Source organism: Escherichia sp. MOD1-EC5433 (assembly GCF_002966005.1).
Lineage (GTDB): Bacteria > Pseudomonadota > Gammaproteobacteria > Enterobacterales > Enterobacteriaceae > Escherichia > Escherichia ruysiae.
In genome coordinates, this window is record NZ_PTRL01000005.1 from 173975 (window position 1) to 189887 (window position 15913).

Sequence of the window (15913 nt, forward strand, 5' to 3'; positions counted from 1 at the left end):
ATGCAACGTCTGGAACAAGGTGACGTTGTCACCGAAACTCAGCTTGCCCGGCTTAAAGCATGGCTCTGTGCAATGGGGAAAGGTTGACGCCTTTCGCCACAAAGCCATTGAGCCATTCCGGGGCTTGCTCTAGCACCTGGCGGGCTTCAGACTCTGTATCAAATTCAGCAAAGACACAGGCCCCTGTCCCAGTCAGGCGCGACGGGGCGTATTCTAACAGCCAGGAAAGCACCGCATCAACCTCGCGAAAACGTTTTCTTGCGATAACCTCGCAATCATTACCGAATTCACATTTTAGCAACGTATCAATTGACCTTTTCGGCGTGTTGCGCGGGAGTTCAGGATCTTTAAAAATCACCGGTGTCGGAATACTTACACCAGGGTGCGCCACCAGATACCATTTCTCTGGCGGATTCACTGGCGTTAATATTTCACCCACTCCCTCAGCAAAAGCGGCATGACCACGGACAAATACAGGAACATCTGCGCCCAGCGTCAGACCCATTTCCGCTAGCTCATCGATGCTCAGGCCGCATTGCCAGAGATGATTCAGCGCCACCAGAACAGTCGCGGCATTCGATGAACCACCGCCCAGGCCGCCGCCCATCGGTAATTGTTTGTCAATGCTGATATCTGCACCGCTTCCCGCCGGAAGACGCCCGCTGTTTGCTGCTGTTTTCATCAACAACCGTGCTGCGCGAACGATCAGATTATCTTCGTGTTCCACGCCTTCAACGGGTGTTAACAGGCGAATATCCCCATCGTCACGAAGTTCAATGCTGATGGTGTCGCCGTAATCAAGAAACTGAAACAGCGTTTGCAGCGTGTGGTAACCATCCGCACGCTGACCGGTAATGTATAAGAACAGATTAAGTTTTGCCGGAGAGGGCCACTGTGTCCGCATTATTTCACTATCCAGTTATCCATTTTTAACTTGATGCGCTGACCACCGTCGGTGAGTTCCATATTGGCAGGCATCGCAGGTTGCGTTTTGGTGTCATAACCACCGTATACGACTTTCCAGTTTTTGCCGTTCTGGCTGTAGGTGATTTCGCTCAGGCGGTACTGATCGTCCAGTTTGTAGTCGGTCGCATCACCAGGCAAACCTAAAATCCACTGACGCAAGCTGTTGAGCGGAATCGGCATTCCTGTCAATTTGCCAATCATCTCTTCGGCGTCATCGGCGGTGTAACGTTGACCTTTGTTATCTACGAGCTGCACGTTACCCGGCTGAGCATTCAGCTCCAGTTCGGTGCTTCCCAATGGGTTAGTCAGCAGCAGACGGTAGCGATCCTGGCCAGTTTGCTGCCAGAAGAAGCGGGCATACACTTTCTGCTGGTCGGAAATATACGCAAATGCACCGCGTGTCTGATATTGATTGAGGTTACGAACGTCTTGCTGATGCTGACGCCACTGCGGGGAATCCGGGCTTTTGCCGGGGCCTTTTGGCGTGGTAACGGAACAGGCAGTGAGCACGAGGGCAGCCAGCGGTAGCAGGCGGATAAGACGAAAATCGGGCAGGGGCATAGTGATGACAAGTCCTTGAGATACGTTGCAGTTATAACCCTTAATGCTAGCGTTACCGTCCGCTATCGTCTATGTTCAAGTTGTCTTAATTGCCAGAATCTAACGGCTTTTGGCAATTACTCCAAAAGGGGGCGCTCTCTTTTATTGATCCCACGCATCCTGTATGATGCGAGCAGACTAACCATATCAACGTTGGTATTATTTCCCGCAGACATGACCCTTTTAGCACTCGGTATTAACCATAAAACGGCACCTGTATCGCTACGAGAACGTGTATCGTTTTCGCCGGACAAGCTCGATCAGGCGCTTGACAGCCTGCTCGCGCAGCCGATGGTGCAGGGCGGCGTGGTGCTGTCGACGTGTAACCGCACGGAACTTTATCTTAGCGTTGAAGAGCAGGATAACCTGCAAGAGGCGCTCATTCGCTGGTTGTGCGATTACCACAATCTCAACGAAGAAGATCTGCGTAATAGCCTCTACTGGCATCAGGATAACGACGCGGTCAGCCATCTGATGCGTGTTGCCAGCGGGCTTGATTCACTCGTCCTTGGTGAGCCGCAAATCCTTGGTCAGGTGAAAAAAGCATTTGCTGATTCGCAAAAAGGCCATATGAAGGCGAGCGAGCTGGAACGCATGTTCCAGAAATCTTTCTCTGTAGCAAAACGCGTCCGCACTGAAACGGATATTGGCGCCAGTGCCGTATCTGTCGCTTTTGCGGCTTGTACGCTGGCGCGGCAGATCTTTGAATCGCTCTCAACGGTAACGGTTTTGCTGGTTGGTGCGGGTGAAACCATCGAGCTGGTGGCGCGTCACCTGCGCGAACACAAAGTTCAGAAGATGATTATCGCCAACCGTACTCGTGAACGTGCCCAAATTCTGGCAGATGAAGTCGGTGCGGAAGTGATTGCATTGAGCGATATCGACGAACGTCTGCGTGAAGCCGATATCATCATTAGTTCCACTGCAAGCCCGTTACCGATCATCGGTAAAGGTATGGTGGAGCGCGCATTAAAAAGCCGTCGCAACCAACCGATGCTGTTGGTGGATATTGCCGTTCCGCGCGATGTTGAGCCGGAAGTCGGCAAACTGGCGAATGCTTATCTTTATAGCGTTGACGATCTGCAAAGTATTATTTCGCATAACCTGGCGCAGCGTAAAGCTGCAGCAGTTGAGGCGGAAACTATCGTCGCTCAGGAAACCAGCGAATTTATGGCGTGGCTGCGCGCACAAAGCGCCAGCGAAACCATTCGCGAGTATCGCAGTCAGGCAGAGCAGGTTCGCGATGAGTTAACCGCCAAAGCGTTAGCCGCCCTTGAGCAGGGCGGAGACGCGCAAGCCATTATGCAGGATCTGGCATGGAAACTGACTAACCGCCTGATCCATGCGCCAACGAAATCACTTCAACAGGCCGCCCGTGACGGGGATAACGAACGCCTGAATATTCTGCGCGACAGCCTCGGGCTGGAGTAGCAGTACATCATTTTCTTTTTTACAGGGTGCATTTACGCCTATGAAGCCTTCTATCGTTGCCAAACTGGAAGCCCTGCATGAACGCCATGAAGAAGTTCAGGCGCTGCTGGGTGATGCGCAAACCATCGCTGACCAGGAACGTTTTCGCGCATTATCTCGTGAATATGCGCAGTTAAGTGATGTTTCGCGCTGTTTCACCGACTGGCAACAGGTTCAGGAAGATATCGAAACCGCACAGATGATGCTCGACGATCCTGAAATGCGTGAAATGGCGCAGGATGAACTGCGCGAAGCTAAAGAAAAAAGCGAGCAACTGGAACAACAACTTCAGGTTCTCTTGCTGCCAAAAGATCCTGATGACGAACGCAACGCCTTCCTCGAAGTGCGTGCCGGAACCGGTGGTGATGAAGCCGCATTATTTGCCGGCGATCTGTTCCGTATGTACAGCCGTTACGCAGAAGCCCGTCGCTGGCGCGTGGAAATCATGAGCGCCAGCGAGGGCGAGCATGGTGGCTATAAAGAGATCATCGCCAAAATCAGTGGTGATGGTGTATATGGTCGTTTGAAATTTGAATCCGGCGGTCATCGCGTGCAGCGTGTTCCGGCCACTGAATCTCAGGGGCGTATTCATACTTCTGCTTGTACCGTTGCTGTAATGCCAGAACTGCCTGACGCGGAACTGCCGGATATCAACCCGGCAGATTTGCGCATTGATACTTTCCGCTCTTCAGGGGCAGGCGGGCAGCACGTTAACACCACCGATTCGGCAATCCGTATTACCCACTTACCAACCGGTATTGTTGTTGAATGTCAGGACGAACGTTCACAACATAAAAACAAAGCTAAAGCTCTTTCTGTACTTGGTGCTCGCATCCACGCAGCAGAAATGGCAAAACGCCAGCAGGCGGAGGCGTCTACCCGTCGTAACCTGCTGGGCAGTGGCGATCGCAGCGACCGTAACCGTACCTACAATTTCCCGCAGGGGCGCGTCACCGACCACCGTATCAACCTGACGCTCTACCGTCTGGATGAAGTGATGGAAGGGAAGCTGGATATGCTGATTGAGCCGATCGTCCAGGAACATCAGGCTGACCAACTGGCGGCGTTGTCCGAGCAAGAATAATGGAATATCAACACTGGTTGCGTGACGCAATAACCCAACTTCAGGCGAGCGAAAGTCCGCGTCGCGATGCTGAAATCTTGCTGGAGCATGTTACCGGCAAGGGACGCACCTTCATTCTCGCTTTTGGCGAAACACTGCTGACTGATGCGCAGTGTGAGCAACTCGACGTACTGCTGGCGCGTCGTCGTGCGGGTGAACCTATTGCTCATTTAACCGGTGTGCGTGAATTTTGGTCGTTGCCGTTATTTGTTTCGCCAGCGACCTTAATTCCCCGTCCTGACACCGAATGTCTGGTGGAACAGGCTCTGGCGCGGTTGCCTGAACAGTCTTGTCGTATTCTCGATCTCGGTACGGGCACCGGGGCAATTGCGCTGGCGCTGGCCAGCGAGCGTCCAGATTGTGAGGTAACCGCCGTTGACCGAATGCCGGATGCTGTTGCCCTTGCGAAGCGTAATGCGCAGCATCTGGCGATTAAAAATATCCATATCCTGCAAAGCGACTGGTTTAGTGCGCTTGGCGAGCAGCAATTTGCGATGATTGTCAGCAATCCGCCATATATTGACGAGCAGGACCCCCATCTTCAACAAGGCGATGTCCGCTTTGAGCCGCTGTCGGCGTTGGTTGCGGCAGACAGCGGTATGGCGGATATCGTTCACATCATCGAAAAGTCTCGTAACGCACTGACATCTGGCGGATTTCTGCTTCTGGAGCATGGCTGGCAGCAGGGCGAAGTGGTTCGACAGGCATTTATGCAGGCGGGTTATCGTAATGTCGAAACCTGCCGGGACTACGGTGATAACGAGCGCGTGACGCTTGGTCGCTATTATCGATGACAAGTTTTACTACGCTGCTTAGCGTTCATCTCATTAGCATCGCGCTTTCTGTTGGGCTACTAACCTTACGTTTCTGGCTACGTTATCAGGAGCATCCTCAGGCATTTGCTCGCTGGACGCGCATTACGCCGCCGGTTATCGACACGGTGTTATTGTTAAGCGGCGTTGCGCTAATGGCTAAAGCGCACATCCTGCCATTTTCCGGGCAGGCACAATGGCTGACTGAAAAGCTGTTTGGAGTTATCATTTATATCGTTTTGGGTTTTATTGCTCTCGATTATCGTCGGGTGCACAGTCAGCAGGTGCGCATTATTGCCTTCCCGCTGGCGCTGGTGGTGCTGTACATCATCATTAAACTCGCCACCACAAAAGTACCGTTACTGGGGTAAGTCATGAGATCGTTAGCTGATTTCGAATTTAATAAAGCGCCGCTGTGCGAAGGCATGATCCTGGCTTGCGAAGCAATCCGCCGCGATTTTCCCTCGCAAGATGTATACGACGAACTGGAGCGTCTCGTTAATCTGGCGAAGGAAGAAATTAGCCAGCTTCTGCCTTTAGAAGAGCAGCTGGAAAAATTGATCGCGTTGTTTTACGGCGAATGGGGATTTAAAGCCTCACGCGGTGTTTATCGTCTTTCCGATGCATTATGGTTGGATCAGGTGTTAAAAAATCGGCAGGGCAGTGCGGTATCATTAGGCGCCGTTTTGGTGTGGGTCGCTAATCGTCTTGATTTGCCGCTGATGCCGGTGATATTCCCGACGCAGCTTATATTGCGCATTGAATGTCCGGATGGCGAAATTTGGTTGATTAACCCTTTTAACGGTGAATCGTTAAGCGAACATATGCTGGATGTATGGTTAAAGGGAAATATCAGCCCGTCAGCGGAACTGTTTTATGAAGACCTGGATGAAGCCGATAACATTGAGGTTATCCGCAAACTATTGGATACGCTGAAAGCGTCGCTGATGGAAGAAAATCAGATGGAACTGGCATTACGCACCAGCGAGGCCTTATTACAGTTCAACCCAGAAGATCCGTATGAAATTCGCGATCGTGGGTTGATTTACGCGCAACTGGATTGCGAACACGTTGCGTTAAATGATTTAAGTTATTTCGTTGAACAGTGTCCGGAAGACCCGATCAGCGAAATGATCCGTGCGCAAATTAATAACATCGCGCATAAACATATTGTGCTGCATTAATTAATCGACATTTTACTTAAGATTAAGGCGATCCTATGAAACAAAAAGTGGTTAGCATTGGCGACATCAACGTAGCAAATGACCTGCCGTTCGTGCTGTTTGGCGGTATGAACGTGCTGGAATCTCGCGATCTGGCGATGCGCATTTGCGAACACTACGTAACCGTGACCCAGAAACTGGGTATCCCTTACGTGTTCAAAGCCTCTTTTGACAAAGCCAACCGCTCCTCTATCCACTCTTATCGTGGACCGGGCCTGGAAGAAGGGATGAAAATCTTCCAGGAATTGAAGCAAACTTTTGGCGTGAAAATTATCACCGACGTTCACGAACCAAGCCAGGCACAGCCAGTTGCTGATGTTGTGGATGTGATCCAGTTACCGGCATTTCTCGCTCGTCAGACTGACCTGGTGGAAGCCATGGCGAAAACCGGTGCGGTAATTAACGTCAAGAAACCGCAGTTTGTCAGCCCGGGTCAGATGGGTAACATCGTTGATAAATTCAAAGAAGGCGGCAACGATAAAGTGATTCTTTGCGATCGCGGCGCTAACTTTGGCTATGACAACCTGGTTGTCGATATGCTGGGCTTCAGCATTATGAAGAAAGTTTCTGGCAACTCGCCGGTGATTTTCGACGTGACCCACGCACTGCAATGCCGCGATCCGTTTGGTGCAGCTTCTGGTGGTCGTCGTGCTCAGGTGGCTGAGCTGGCACGTGCTGGTATGGCGGTAGGTCTGGCGGGGCTGTTTATTGAAGCGCATCCGGACCCGGAACACGCAAAATGCGATGGCCCATCTGCGCTGCCGCTGGCTAAACTGGAACCGTTCCTCAAGCAGATGAAAGCGATTGATGATCTGGTGAAAGGTTTCGAAGAACTGGATACCAGCAAGTAATTTTTTGCTTGAAAACAAAAGCCTTATCGTTCTGCGGTAAGGCTTTTTTCATGGTTGACGGAGACAAAAAAGGCCGCAGGCTGTTACCCCTGCGGCCGGTTTCGGGCGCATATTACCATCACGGCAGCCTGACGCCCGTATTCACCTTATTTCCGGTTACGCCACCAGCCGACAATCGCTGCGGTAATAATTCCCGCAAGTATCGGTGCTGCCAGGTCGTGCCAGAAAATCACGGCAAACTGTGCGAGCGTCATATAGCCGCCTTGTTGTAATGACAACATTTTGCGGCTATTCTTGAAGTGTCTGGTTTCAAGATTAGCCCCCGTTCTGTTGTCAGGTTTTACCTCTCAACGTGCGGGGGTTTTCTCTTTCCAGCAACCAATGCCGCCAGGGATAAAACCCCCACAACATTGCGCCTCACCGGATAACGCCGGCTTGGTGTGGATTCTATATCTCAAGTGTTCTTCACTTCACCCCAGGAATGTTCGTAATGCAGTATGCATTCCGGCTTTTTATCAGCCGTTGCAGTTGTTTCATGAATGCTCTGGTTGATGCTTCCAGGTTGGGTTGACGGTGTCTACTTCTGAAAGAGATAAAGACAAAAAAGGCCGCAGGCTGTTACCCCTGCGGCCGGTTTCGGGCGCATATTGCCATCACGGCAGCCTGACGCCCGTTTTCACCTTATTTCCGGTTACGCCACCAGCCGACAATCGCTGCGGTAATAATTCCCGCCAGGATCGGCGCTGCCAGGTCGTGCCAGAAAATCACGGCAAACTGTGCGAGCGTCATATAGCCGCCTTGTTGTAATGACAACATTTTGCGGCTATTCTTGAATTGTTCTGGTTCAAGATTAGCCCCCGTTCTGTTGTCAGGTTTTACCTCTCAACGTGCGGGGGTTTTCTCTTTCCAGCAACCAATGCCGCCAGGGATAAAGCCCCCACAACATTGCGCCTCACCGGATAACGCCGGCTTGGTGTGGATTCTATATCTCAAGTGTTCTTCACTTCACCCCAGGAATGTTCGTAATGCAGTATGCATTCCGGCTTTTTATCAGCTGTTGCAGTTGTTTCATGAATGCTCTGGTTGATGCTTCCAGGTTGGGTTGACGGTGTCTACTTCTGAAAGAGATAAAGACAAAAAAGGCCGCAGGCTGTTACCCCTGCGGCCGGTTTCGGGCGCATATTGCCATCACGGCAGCCTGACGCCCGTATTCACCTTATTTCCGGTTACGCCACCAGCCGACAATCGCTGCGGTAATAATTCCCGCCAGGATCGGTGCTGCCAGGTCGTGCCAGAAAATCATGGCAAACTGCGCGAGCGTCATATAACCGCCTTGTTGTAATGACAACATTTTGCGGCTATTCTTGAATTGTTGATGGTTCAAGATTAGCCCCCGTTCTGTTGTCAGGTTTTACCTCTCAACGTGCGGGGGTTTTCTCTTTCCAGCAACCAATGCCGCCAGGGATAAAGCCCCCACAACATTGCGCCTCACCGGATAATCCCGGCTTGGTGTGGATACTACGTCTCAAGTCTTCTTTACTTCACCACTGAAACGTTCGTAATGAAGAGTTCATTCCAGCTTTTCATCAACTGTTGCAGTGCTTTCTTGCATGTTGTGGTACAGGCTCGCAATCATGTCTGACGAATTGTTCAGAATAACTGAAGAAAGGAACCGGGCAGGTATTTTTATTATCTCCCCCAGCTTCCGTCGCCAGGGGAGATATCAATGTCAGGCAAATATTGTCATCAAATAGGCGGCAAAGAGTGCCAGATGTGCAGCGCCGTTGAGCACGTTAGTACGTCCGGTGGAGAAGGAGATATGGCACAGCACCAAAGAGGCTACCATCACCACCATTTCAGGCGCACCAAGCGCAAACTGCAATTCATTGCCTGTCATAAAGGCGATCAGCGTGACGACAGGTACGGTAAGCGAAATTGTCGCTAAAACCGAACCAAAGAACAGATTCATCGCGCGCTGGACCTGGTTGTTTAATACCGCTTTTAACGCCCCTAAACCTTCCGGCGAAAGAATCAATAGCGCCACCAGGAAACCGGTAAAGGCCACCGGGGCATTCATGCTGGTGAGCAGTGTTTCCAGCGGACTTGCGTTCATTTTGGTAACCGCTATCACTGCAATTAAATGGATAATCAACCAGACGGCATGCCACAGGCTGCTATGGGCAGAGGGTTTGCCATGGTGCGGATCGTCATCATCACTGTCATCTTCATGTTCATAGACAAACAGACTTTGATGCGTTTTGGTCTGAATTAGCAAAAATACTCCGTACATTGCTGCGGAAATTAATGCCACCAGCAACGCCTGACCGGTTGAAAAATTCGCCGCAGGCAGGGCCATCGGGAATACCAGCACAATAATTGCCAATGGAAACAGGGCGATTAAATACTGTTTAATACCAAACAGATTCATATATTGGGTGGCAAATTTGCGCCCGCCCAACAGTAATGAAAAACCAACCAGTCCACCAGTAACAATCATAATGATTGAATAGAGCGTATCTCGCATTAACGTCGGCGCCGCATCGCCAGTCGCCATTAAGGCTGATATCAGGCTGACTTCAAGAATAACCACGGAAAGGCTAAGAATAAGAGAACCATAAGGTTCTCCCAGTCGATGGGCTAATACGTCCGCATGACGGACAACACTAAAGGCGCTGCTTAAAATACCAATAAGCGCAAGAAGATTGATGCCTATGACCACTGGTAGTGTTTGACTGCTTCCCCAAAGGAACAGCACTACCAGCGCCAGAACCGGGAAAATAAGAGAGGTCTCCTTGTGGCGGGTTTTTACCGCCTCGTGAGCATTTGTCATTATGGTTATCCTTTGCAGATGAATTTGTCGAAAATGTAATAAATAGGCAGAAAAAATAACAGAAAGTGTCTGGATATCGGTAACATTTTACGAAATTTTACCCCACTGTCGCTTTTTTACTCTTTGGGGTATAAAAATAATCAACGTGTTTAGACAACGTTTGTATTAGCACCTCTTAAGAAAAGTCTGACGTGAAAAGTCTTATATGCTGGCAAGCGTGGATTTGTTGACCACACTTAAAGTTCACCTTTAAAAAAGGAGTCAACAATGCCGTATAAAACAAAAAGCGATCTGCCGGAAAATGTAAAACACGTTCTACCGTCCCATGCCCAGGATATCTATAAAGAGGCATTCAACAGCGCCTGGGATCAATATAAAGATAAAGAAGATCGGCGTGATGATGCCAGTCGGGAGGAGACAGCGCATAAAGTGGCCTGGGCAGCAGTGAAACATGAATATGCCAAAGGGAGTGATGATAAATGGCATAAAAAGTTATAACTCCCGGTGATGAGTTAAAGCTATTCGTGCGGCGCCGCCTTGCAAGTGGTCTGCAGATTGCATATTGTCCCGGTAATGGTTCCAAAATGAGCAGTAAAAATGTCCGGAAGACACCAAAAAGTTGTCGCAGGGAAGTATGCAGTGGCGGAGGTATAAGGTGATAACTCGGGATTTCTTGATGAATGCCGATTGTAAAACGGCATTTGGCACTATTGAAGAATCACTCTTATGGTCGGCAGAACAGCGGGCAGCCTCGCTGGCAGCTACGCTGGCTTGTCGTCCTGATGAGGGGGCGGTGTGGATCTTCGGTTATGGATCGTTGATGTGGAATCCGGCGCTGGAGTTTATCGAGTCCTGTACCGGTACGCTGGTTGGCTGGCATCGGGCATTCTGTCTGCGCCTGACCGCCGGAAGGGGGACTGCACACCAGCCGGGAAGGATGCTTGCCCTGAAAGAGGGCGGTCGCACCACGGGAGTGGCGTATCGCTTGCCGGAAGAGACGCTGGAGCAGGAACTGACCCTGCTGTGGAAACGGGAGATGATTACCGGCTGCTATCTGCCAACCTGGTGCCAGCTTGATCTTGACGACGGGCGCACAGTCAATGCGCTGGTGTTTATTATGGATCCGCGCCATCCTGAATATGAATCTGATACCCGAGCTCAGGTGATTGCTCCGTTGATTGCTGCGGCGAGTGGTCCACTTGGAACCAATGCACAGTATTTATTTTCTCTGGAACAAGAGCTCAACAAACTGGGGATGCAGGATGACGGGCTGAATGATCTACTGGTGTCGGTGAAAAAACTGCTGGCGGAGAATTTCCCGGATGGTGTCTTGCGGCCCGGTTTTGCCTGATGAAACAGTCATCACAGCGGGGCGTTTCTGTAGCCTTAAGCGCCCCATACTGTAATTAAAATGTGAGCACTTTATCGGCAACCAGCGTCCATTGCGCCAGCTCGACCAGTGTGCCAATTTCAACTCCATCAATCAGCGGAAGTGGGCTGATACCGCGACCATCGGTGCAGGTTTTGCACAATTTCACAGGCACATTTTGCGCAGTGAGGATCTCGAGCATTTGCTGAATATTGTAGCCTTCCCCCGGTTTTTGTCCGCGTAATCCGGCAGTTACCGCATCAGACATCAGGAACAGACGTAGATCCAGGTTGCTCTCCTGCTCCCGTAGCGCAATGGCCAGCCGCAGGCTGTTAAATAAGGATTCGCTCCCGTAGGGCGCGCCATTGGCAACGATCACGATTTTTTGCATTACTCACTCCTGTATTCAGATAATTAGATTTCCGACTTCTATCTTACTGCTTTTACGCTGTCTGACCAATTTGCCACATTTTTAGGATTTTCCATAAAGCATGAGAAAGTACGAGAAAAGTTACCAGTAATCGTTATTCTATAAAGTAATGGGTGTTCATTTTTACCGGAAATTACTGACGTTTTGAGCCGTATCGTCTCTCGTGTTACCCCACTTTATTTACTCTTGCTGCTGGCAGGCGGTATAGCCAGCGCACAGCCATCCGTTGAGCAGCAATCGGCAAATCCTTTTGATAACGATAAGGATGGTCTGCCGGACTTAGGAATGGCACCGGAAAATCATGACGGTGAAAAACACTTCGCCGAAATCGTGAAAGATTTTGGTGAAACCAGTATGACCGATAACGGTCAGGATACAGGTGAGCAGGCAAAAGCCTTTGCGCTGGGAAAAGTCCGTGATGCGCTCAGTCAGCAGGTTAATCAGCATGTGGAATCGTGGCTTTCGCCGTGGGGGAACGCCAGTGTTGACGTCAAAGTGGATAACGAAGGGCATTTCACCGGCAGCCGGGGGAGCTGGTTTGTACCGTTGCAGGATAACGAGCGTTATCTCACATGGAGCCAACTTGGACTCACCCAGCAGGACGATGGACTCGTAAGTAACCTTGGCGTTGGTCAACGCTGGAGGCATGGCACATGGTTGATGGGATACAACACGTTTTATGACAACTTGTTAGATGAAAATCTTCAGCGGGCAGGGTTTGGCGCTGAAGCCTGGGGAGAATATCTGCGTCTGTCGGCAAATTATTATCAGCCTTTTGCCTCATGGCATGAACAGACTGCCTCGCTCGAGCAGCGTATGGCGCGTGGTTATGATTTGACTGCCCGGATGCGAATGCCGTTTTACCAGCATCTCAACACCAGTGTCAGCCTCGAACAATATTTTGGTCAGCGTGTCGATCTGTTTAATTCTGGTACGGGTTATCATAATCCTGTCGCCATGAGTCTGGGGCTTAATTACACCCCTGTCCCACTCGTTACTATGACCGCCCAGCATAAACAAGGCGAAAGTGGAGAAAGCCAAAATAATCTCGGGCTGAATATTAACTACCGCTTTGGGGTGCCACTAAACAAACAACTTTCTGCTGGCGAAGTTGCTGAGAGTCAGTCGTTGCGCGGCAGTCGCTATGACAATCCGCAGCGGAATAATCTGCCGGTCATTGAGTATCATCAGCGTAAAACCTTAACGGTATTTCTGGCGACGCCCCCCTGGGATCTTAAACCTGGTGAAACGGTGCCGCTGAAATTACAAATCCACAGTCGTTACGGTATTCGACAATTGATCTGGCAGGGAGATACGCAGATGTTAAGTCTGACATCGGGAGCAACTGCCAACAGTGCGGATGGCTGGACGCTGATCGTGCCGGACTGGCAAAGTGGAGAAGAGGCGACCAATCGATGGCGCTTGTCGGTGGTGGTGGAAGATAACCAGGGACAGCGTGTCTCCTCCAATGAGATCACGCTAACGCTTGCCGAACCTTTCGATGCAATGGCAAAGGACGAACTGCGCTGGGAACCATAATCAGAAAATACGTTCCTGATGCACCCATACTGCGGCTTCCACACGAGATTTTAGCTTCATTTTTTTCAGCATGTGCTTCACGTGCACTTTGACCGTGCTTTCAGTGATGTCCAGGCGGCGGGCGATCATCTTATTCGGTAAGCCCTGAGCAATCAGTTTCAGAATATCGCGCTCGCGCGGCGTTAACTGGTTGACGTCGCGTTCAGTCGTGGCGCGGTTAGCACGCAGGCTGGCGGCCAGAACAGGGGTTAATGCCTCGCTTAGTACCATTTCGCCAGCAGCAGCCTGGTGTAACGCTTTCAACAGATCTTCCGGCTCCATATCTTTTAACAGATAGCCATCTGCGCCGCGTTTCAGCGCGGTGACGACGTCTTCTTCATGGTTCGAGACGCTGAATACCACAATGCGGCCGGATAAAGATTTTTCGCGCAGTTTATCCAGCGTTTCCAGACCGTTCATACCGGGCATATTCAGATCAAGCAGAATCAGATCAGGATCGAGAGATTCCGCAAGTAAAATACCCTGCTCGCCATTGCTCGCTTCGCCAACCACAGTGATATCGGGGGCCATGCTGATAAGCTGTTTTACGCCAGTTCGCAGCATCGGGTGATCGTCGATCAGCAGGATAGTAGCCGGTTCCTGATTACTCATGGGTATCTCCTTGGACGTCTGTGAAAGTTTTTTCGGGAATAAAGGTGACCACCACTTCGGTGCCACCTGATTCACGACGGCGGACGCGGCAGTCGCCACGCAGACTTTGCGCACGGTCACGCATAATTATCATGCCGTAGTGATTGCTGCGGATGGCATTTTCAGGCACCCCGCAGCCGTTATCCTGGACGGTCAGTTTGACCTGATTATCGTTTTGCGCCACCGTTACAACGACCTCGCTCGCTTGCGAATGTTTGAGGGCGTTACTTAATGCCTCACGGGCAATTTGCAATAGATGGATTGCCTGATGCGAGGGCACCAGACGCGGTGGCAACTGGTAATCCAGCTTCACCGGGAAGCCAAATTTGGCGCTGTACTCTTCACAACTCGCCTCCAGTGCCGGGCGTAATCCCGGTTCGGTGAGCTGCAAACGGAATGTGGTGAGCAACTCACGCAACTGCGCCCATGACGCATTCAGTTCGTTACGGATCTGGCTTAACAGTTCGCGGCTGCTTTCTGGCAGTGCGTCGCCTTGCATCTGTAAACAACTCACCTGCATCTTCATACAAGAGAGAGATTGGGCAATAGAATCATGTAGTTCGCGCGCAATGGTGGCACGCTCTTCCATCACGATCAACTGCTGCTGGCGTTCCTGATGGCGATCCAGCGCCAGAGTGGCGGTTAATTGCTCAACCAGTGTATCCACCAGTTGCTGTTGATCATGGCTCAGGTGGCGGCCCTGAGGCAGGGTCGCCAGCAAAATTCCGTACTGCATATGAGAATCCGCCAGTCGCCATTTCAGGGTCGTGCCGCGATCGCCGACGGGTAATACCCCGCGCGGGCAGAGCTGGCAACCTTTGTCGTCGCAGGTCATATCCGGCTGACAGGTGAACTCCTGATGATTCTCTTCATCTTCAGTGTCATATACCCGCAGTTCGATATCACGCAGCAGGGTTAAATTTTGCAAGCCGTTGAGTACAGGTGACAGGCGTTCACACAGCGGGGCGCGAGAATGCAAACGACGATTAGCCTGCCACAAAAACGAGAGTATTTGATTTTTATGCTCCAGCCCGGCGGTTTTCTCCTGTACCCGATGCTCAAGTACGGCATAACTCTCCGCCAGTTCCGCAGACATATTGTTCAGTGCCGTTCCGAGCATCGCCATTTCGTTGCGCCCGCTGATATTCGCCCGCTGGGTAAAATCGCGATGGCTGACGGCACTCGCCATCGCCAGTAATTGCCGCCACGGCTGTAGCAGCCGTGCCCGCAGCCATATGATGGTAAATACCAGTAGAAGTGCCATAAACACAGCCATCACCCGATGAACCAGTACGACCGTCTCAATACGCATTTCCGTGGTGCGGTCAAAACCAGATACCAGTTGATCAAGCCCGGCAACAAACTGGCTGACGTCAGCCGACACCGTTTCGCGGCTTTGTGCGTGTAGCAGCGCAGGAATCAGCTCATGGCGCCAGTAATCCTGCAAACCCTGCAATTGCGCCAGTTGCCCGTCTCGTTCTGCTGCTCGAGTTAATTCGGGGCTAAATGCCGTTTGTTCCATCTCCTTGATTAAGGGCTTGTCTTTCTCGCTTAATGGCACTGCCGCCAGTAGCCGATAAGTTTGCATACGCAGCGATCCCGCTTTGTTAATAGCATGGGCGCTGCCCTGAACGCCTTGTACCAGCCAGCCAGAAACCGCCATCCCCGCCAGTCCAATAGCAGTAGAAAGCAAAACAATAAGCGCAACCTGATTAACCAGGGTGAGCGGAGAGAGACAACGTTTAAGCATGTAAACCTCTTCCTTCAGGCTTTGAATGAGCAATAACCTTAATGAATGTAACGATACATTCTGGAATGGCGTTATTCTCGGCTATTGGCTGAAGTATACCCATACCCGGAAAGAGTTACTCCTTATTTGCCGTGTGGTTAGTCGATTTACATCAGTAAGAGTAGGGATTTTACAGTACTGTGAAAAATCTCATAATTTTTATGAAATCTCTGTACTCACTATGGGTAATGATAAATATCAATGATAGATAAAGTTATCTT

18 protein-coding genes are annotated in these 15913 nt (G+C 50.8%); 9 read left to right on the forward strand and 9 right to left on the reverse strand.

The window, feature by feature from the left end; all coding sequences use genetic code 11:
• Positions 1–52: 52 nt before the first annotated feature.
• On the reverse strand, positions 53–904 hold the full coding sequence (ispE, locus tag C3D30_RS12525) for a 4-(cytidine 5'-diphospho)-2-C-methyl-D-erythritol kinase (RefSeq protein ID WP_001260349.1): 852 nt from the start codon (positions 902–904) through the stop codon (positions 53–55).
• Positions 904–1527, reverse strand: a complete 624-nt coding sequence (gene lolB, locus C3D30_RS12530; protein ID WP_001130692.1) for a lipoprotein insertase outer membrane protein LolB — start codon at positions 1525–1527, stop codon at positions 904–906. The genes ispE and lolB overlap by 1 nt, the downstream gene beginning before the upstream one ends.
• Before the next feature lie 213 nt (positions 1528–1740).
• Between lolB and hemA the strand changes: the two genes are divergently transcribed.
• Genes hemA through kdsA form a run of 6 tightly spaced genes read left to right on the forward strand, consistent with a single transcriptional unit; the run spans position 1741 to position 7045 of the window.
• Positions 1741–2997, forward strand: a complete 1257-nt coding sequence (gene hemA, locus C3D30_RS12535; protein WP_010352454.1) for a glutamyl-tRNA reductase — start codon at positions 1741–1743, stop codon at positions 2995–2997.
• 40 nt (positions 2998–3037) lie between these two features.
• On the forward strand, positions 3038–4120 hold the full coding sequence (prfA, locus tag C3D30_RS12540) for a peptide chain release factor 1 (RefSeq protein ID WP_000804729.1): 1083 nt from the start codon (positions 3038–3040) through the stop codon (positions 4118–4120).
• Positions 4120–4953 carry a peptide chain release factor N(5)-glutamine methyltransferase gene (gene prmC / locus C3D30_RS12545; RefSeq protein ID WP_000456437.1) on the forward strand — a complete coding sequence of 278 codons (834 nt, stop codon included), beginning with the start codon at positions 4120–4122 and terminating at the stop codon, positions 4951–4953. Before prfA ends, prmC begins: the two co-directional genes overlap by 1 nt.
• Positions 4950–5342, forward strand: coding sequence for an invasion regulator SirB2 (gene sirB2 / locus C3D30_RS12550; RefSeq protein WP_000200409.1), 393 nt, complete (start codon positions 4950–4952; stop codon positions 5340–5342). The genes prmC and sirB2 overlap by 4 nt, the downstream gene beginning before the upstream one ends.
• Positions 5343–5345: 3 nt before the next feature.
• Positions 5346–6155, forward strand: coding sequence for an invasion regulator SirB1 (gene sirB1 / locus C3D30_RS12555; RefSeq protein WP_001257033.1), 810 nt, complete (start codon positions 5346–5348; stop codon positions 6153–6155).
• A gap of 35 nt (positions 6156–6190) precedes the next feature.
• On the forward strand, positions 6191–7045 hold the full coding sequence (kdsA, locus tag C3D30_RS12560; protein ID WP_000811058.1) for a 3-deoxy-8-phosphooctulonate synthase: 855 nt from the start codon (positions 6191–6193) through the stop codon (positions 7043–7045).
• A gap of 146 nt (positions 7046–7191) precedes the next feature.
• Here the strand turns inward: kdsA and C3D30_RS12565 are convergent, their stop codons facing one another.
• The 4 genes from C3D30_RS12565 to chaA form a co-directional block, all read right to left on the reverse strand.
• Positions 7192–7299 carry a type I toxin-antitoxin system toxin Ldr family protein gene (locus C3D30_RS12565; protein ID WP_001441942.1) on the reverse strand — a complete coding sequence of 36 codons (108 nt, stop codon included), beginning with the start codon at positions 7297–7299 and terminating at the stop codon, positions 7192–7194.
• Between the two features lie 427 nt (positions 7300–7726).
• Positions 7727–7834, reverse strand: coding sequence for a type I toxin-antitoxin system toxin Ldr family protein (locus tag C3D30_RS20355; protein WP_001441942.1), 108 nt, complete (start codon positions 7832–7834; stop codon positions 7727–7729).
• A 427-nt stretch (positions 7835–8261) separates the two neighbouring features.
• On the reverse strand, positions 8262–8369 hold the full coding sequence (locus C3D30_RS12575) for a type I toxin-antitoxin system toxin Ldr family protein (RefSeq protein WP_000170954.1): 108 nt from the start codon (positions 8367–8369) through the stop codon (positions 8262–8264).
• A 405-nt stretch (positions 8370–8774) separates the two neighbouring features.
• On the reverse strand, positions 8775–9875 hold the full coding sequence (gene chaA, locus C3D30_RS12580) for a sodium-potassium/proton antiporter ChaA (protein WP_000180147.1): 1101 nt from the start codon (positions 9873–9875) through the stop codon (positions 8775–8777).
• Positions 9876–10142: 267 nt separating this feature from the next.
• Between chaA and chaB the strand changes: the two genes are divergently transcribed.
• Together chaB and chaC are read left to right on the forward strand one after the other, a co-directional pair.
• On the forward strand, positions 10143–10373 hold the full coding sequence (gene chaB, locus C3D30_RS12585) for a putative cation transport regulator ChaB (protein ID WP_001146436.1): 231 nt from the start codon (positions 10143–10145) through the stop codon (positions 10371–10373).
• Positions 10374–10530: 157 nt separating this feature from the next.
• Positions 10531–11226: a glutathione-specific gamma-glutamylcyclotransferase gene (gene chaC / locus C3D30_RS12590; RefSeq protein WP_010351803.1), complete on the forward strand. Its 696-nt coding sequence runs from the start codon at positions 10531–10533 to the stop codon at positions 11224–11226.
• A 55-nt stretch (positions 11227–11281) separates the two neighbouring features.
• On the opposite strand, the gene ychN is transcribed toward chaC, so the two are convergent.
• Entirely contained in the window at positions 11282–11635 is a 354-nt protein-coding gene (gene ychN / locus C3D30_RS12595) for a DsrE/F sulfur relay family protein YchN (RefSeq protein WP_001169665.1), read from the reverse strand.
• Positions 11636–11818: 183 nt separating this feature from the next.
• Between ychN and C3D30_RS12600 the strand changes: the two genes are divergently transcribed.
• Positions 11819–13213 carry a YchO/YchP family invasin gene (locus C3D30_RS12600; protein ID WP_000087126.1) on the forward strand — a complete coding sequence of 465 codons (1395 nt, stop codon included), beginning with the start codon at positions 11819–11821 and terminating at the stop codon, positions 13211–13213.
• On the opposite strand, the gene narL is transcribed toward C3D30_RS12600, so the two are convergent.
• Together narL and narX are read right to left on the reverse strand one after the other, a co-directional pair.
• Complete coding sequence (narL, locus tag C3D30_RS12605) at positions 13214–13864, reverse strand: two-component system response regulator NarL (RefSeq protein ID WP_000070495.1); 651 nt, start codon at positions 13862–13864, stop codon at positions 13214–13216.
• Positions 13857–15653 carry a nitrate/nitrite two-component system sensor histidine kinase NarX gene (narX, locus tag C3D30_RS12610; RefSeq protein ID WP_000918091.1) on the reverse strand — a complete coding sequence of 599 codons (1797 nt, stop codon included), beginning with the start codon at positions 15651–15653 and terminating at the stop codon, positions 13857–13859. The genes narL and narX overlap by 8 nt, the downstream gene beginning before the upstream one ends.
• Between the last annotated feature and the right edge of the window lie 260 nt (positions 15654–15913).

Excerpts from the sequence above, each read along its gene's own strand:
- prmC (WP_000456437.1), top strand. The coding sequence starts at position 4,120 with ATGGAATATCAACACTGGTTGCGTGACGCAATAACCCAACTTCAGGCG.
- C3D30_RS12575 (WP_000170954.1), bottom strand. The coding sequence starts at position 8,369 with ATGACGCTCGCGCAGTTTGCCATGATTTTCTGGCACGACCTGGCAGCA.
- prfA (WP_000804729.1), top strand. The coding sequence starts at position 3,038 with ATGAAGCCTTCTATCGTTGCCAAACTGGAAGCCCTGCATGAACGCCAT.
- ispE (WP_001260349.1), bottom strand. The coding sequence starts at position 904 with ATGCGGACACAGTGGCCCTCTCCGGCAAAACTTAATCTGTTCTTATAC.
- narX (WP_000918091.1), bottom strand. The coding sequence starts at position 15,653 with ATGCTTAAACGTTGTCTCTCTCCGCTCACCCTGGTTAATCAGGTTGCG.
- sirB2 (WP_000200409.1), top strand. The coding sequence starts at position 4,950 with ATGACAAGTTTTACTACGCTGCTTAGCGTTCATCTCATTAGCATCGCG.
- chaA (WP_000180147.1), bottom strand. The coding sequence starts at position 9,875 with ATGACAAATGCTCACGAGGCGGTAAAAACCCGCCACAAGGAGACCTCT.
- sirB1 (WP_001257033.1), top strand. The coding sequence starts at position 5,346 with ATGAGATCGTTAGCTGATTTCGAATTTAATAAAGCGCCGCTGTGCGAA.
- chaB (WP_001146436.1), top strand. The coding sequence starts at position 10,143 with ATGCCGTATAAAACAAAAAGCGATCTGCCGGAAAATGTAAAACACGTT.
- C3D30_RS12565 (WP_001441942.1), bottom strand. The coding sequence starts at position 7,299 with ATGACGCTCGCACAGTTTGCCGTGATTTTCTGGCACGACCTGGCAGCA.
- narL (WP_000070495.1), bottom strand. The coding sequence starts at position 13,864 with ATGAGTAATCAGGAACCGGCTACTATCCTGCTGATCGACGATCACCCG.
- kdsA (WP_000811058.1), top strand. The coding sequence starts at position 6,191 with ATGAAACAAAAAGTGGTTAGCATTGGCGACATCAACGTAGCAAATGAC.
- C3D30_RS20355 (WP_001441942.1), bottom strand. The coding sequence starts at position 7,834 with ATGACGCTCGCACAGTTTGCCGTGATTTTCTGGCACGACCTGGCAGCG.
- ychN (WP_001169665.1), bottom strand. The coding sequence starts at position 11,635 with ATGCAAAAAATCGTGATCGTTGCCAATGGCGCGCCCTACGGGAGCGAA.
- lolB (WP_001130692.1), bottom strand. The coding sequence starts at position 1,527 with ATGCCCCTGCCCGATTTTCGTCTTATCCGCCTGCTACCGCTGGCTGCC.
- hemA (WP_010352454.1), top strand. The coding sequence starts at position 1,741 with ATGACCCTTTTAGCACTCGGTATTAACCATAAAACGGCACCTGTATCG.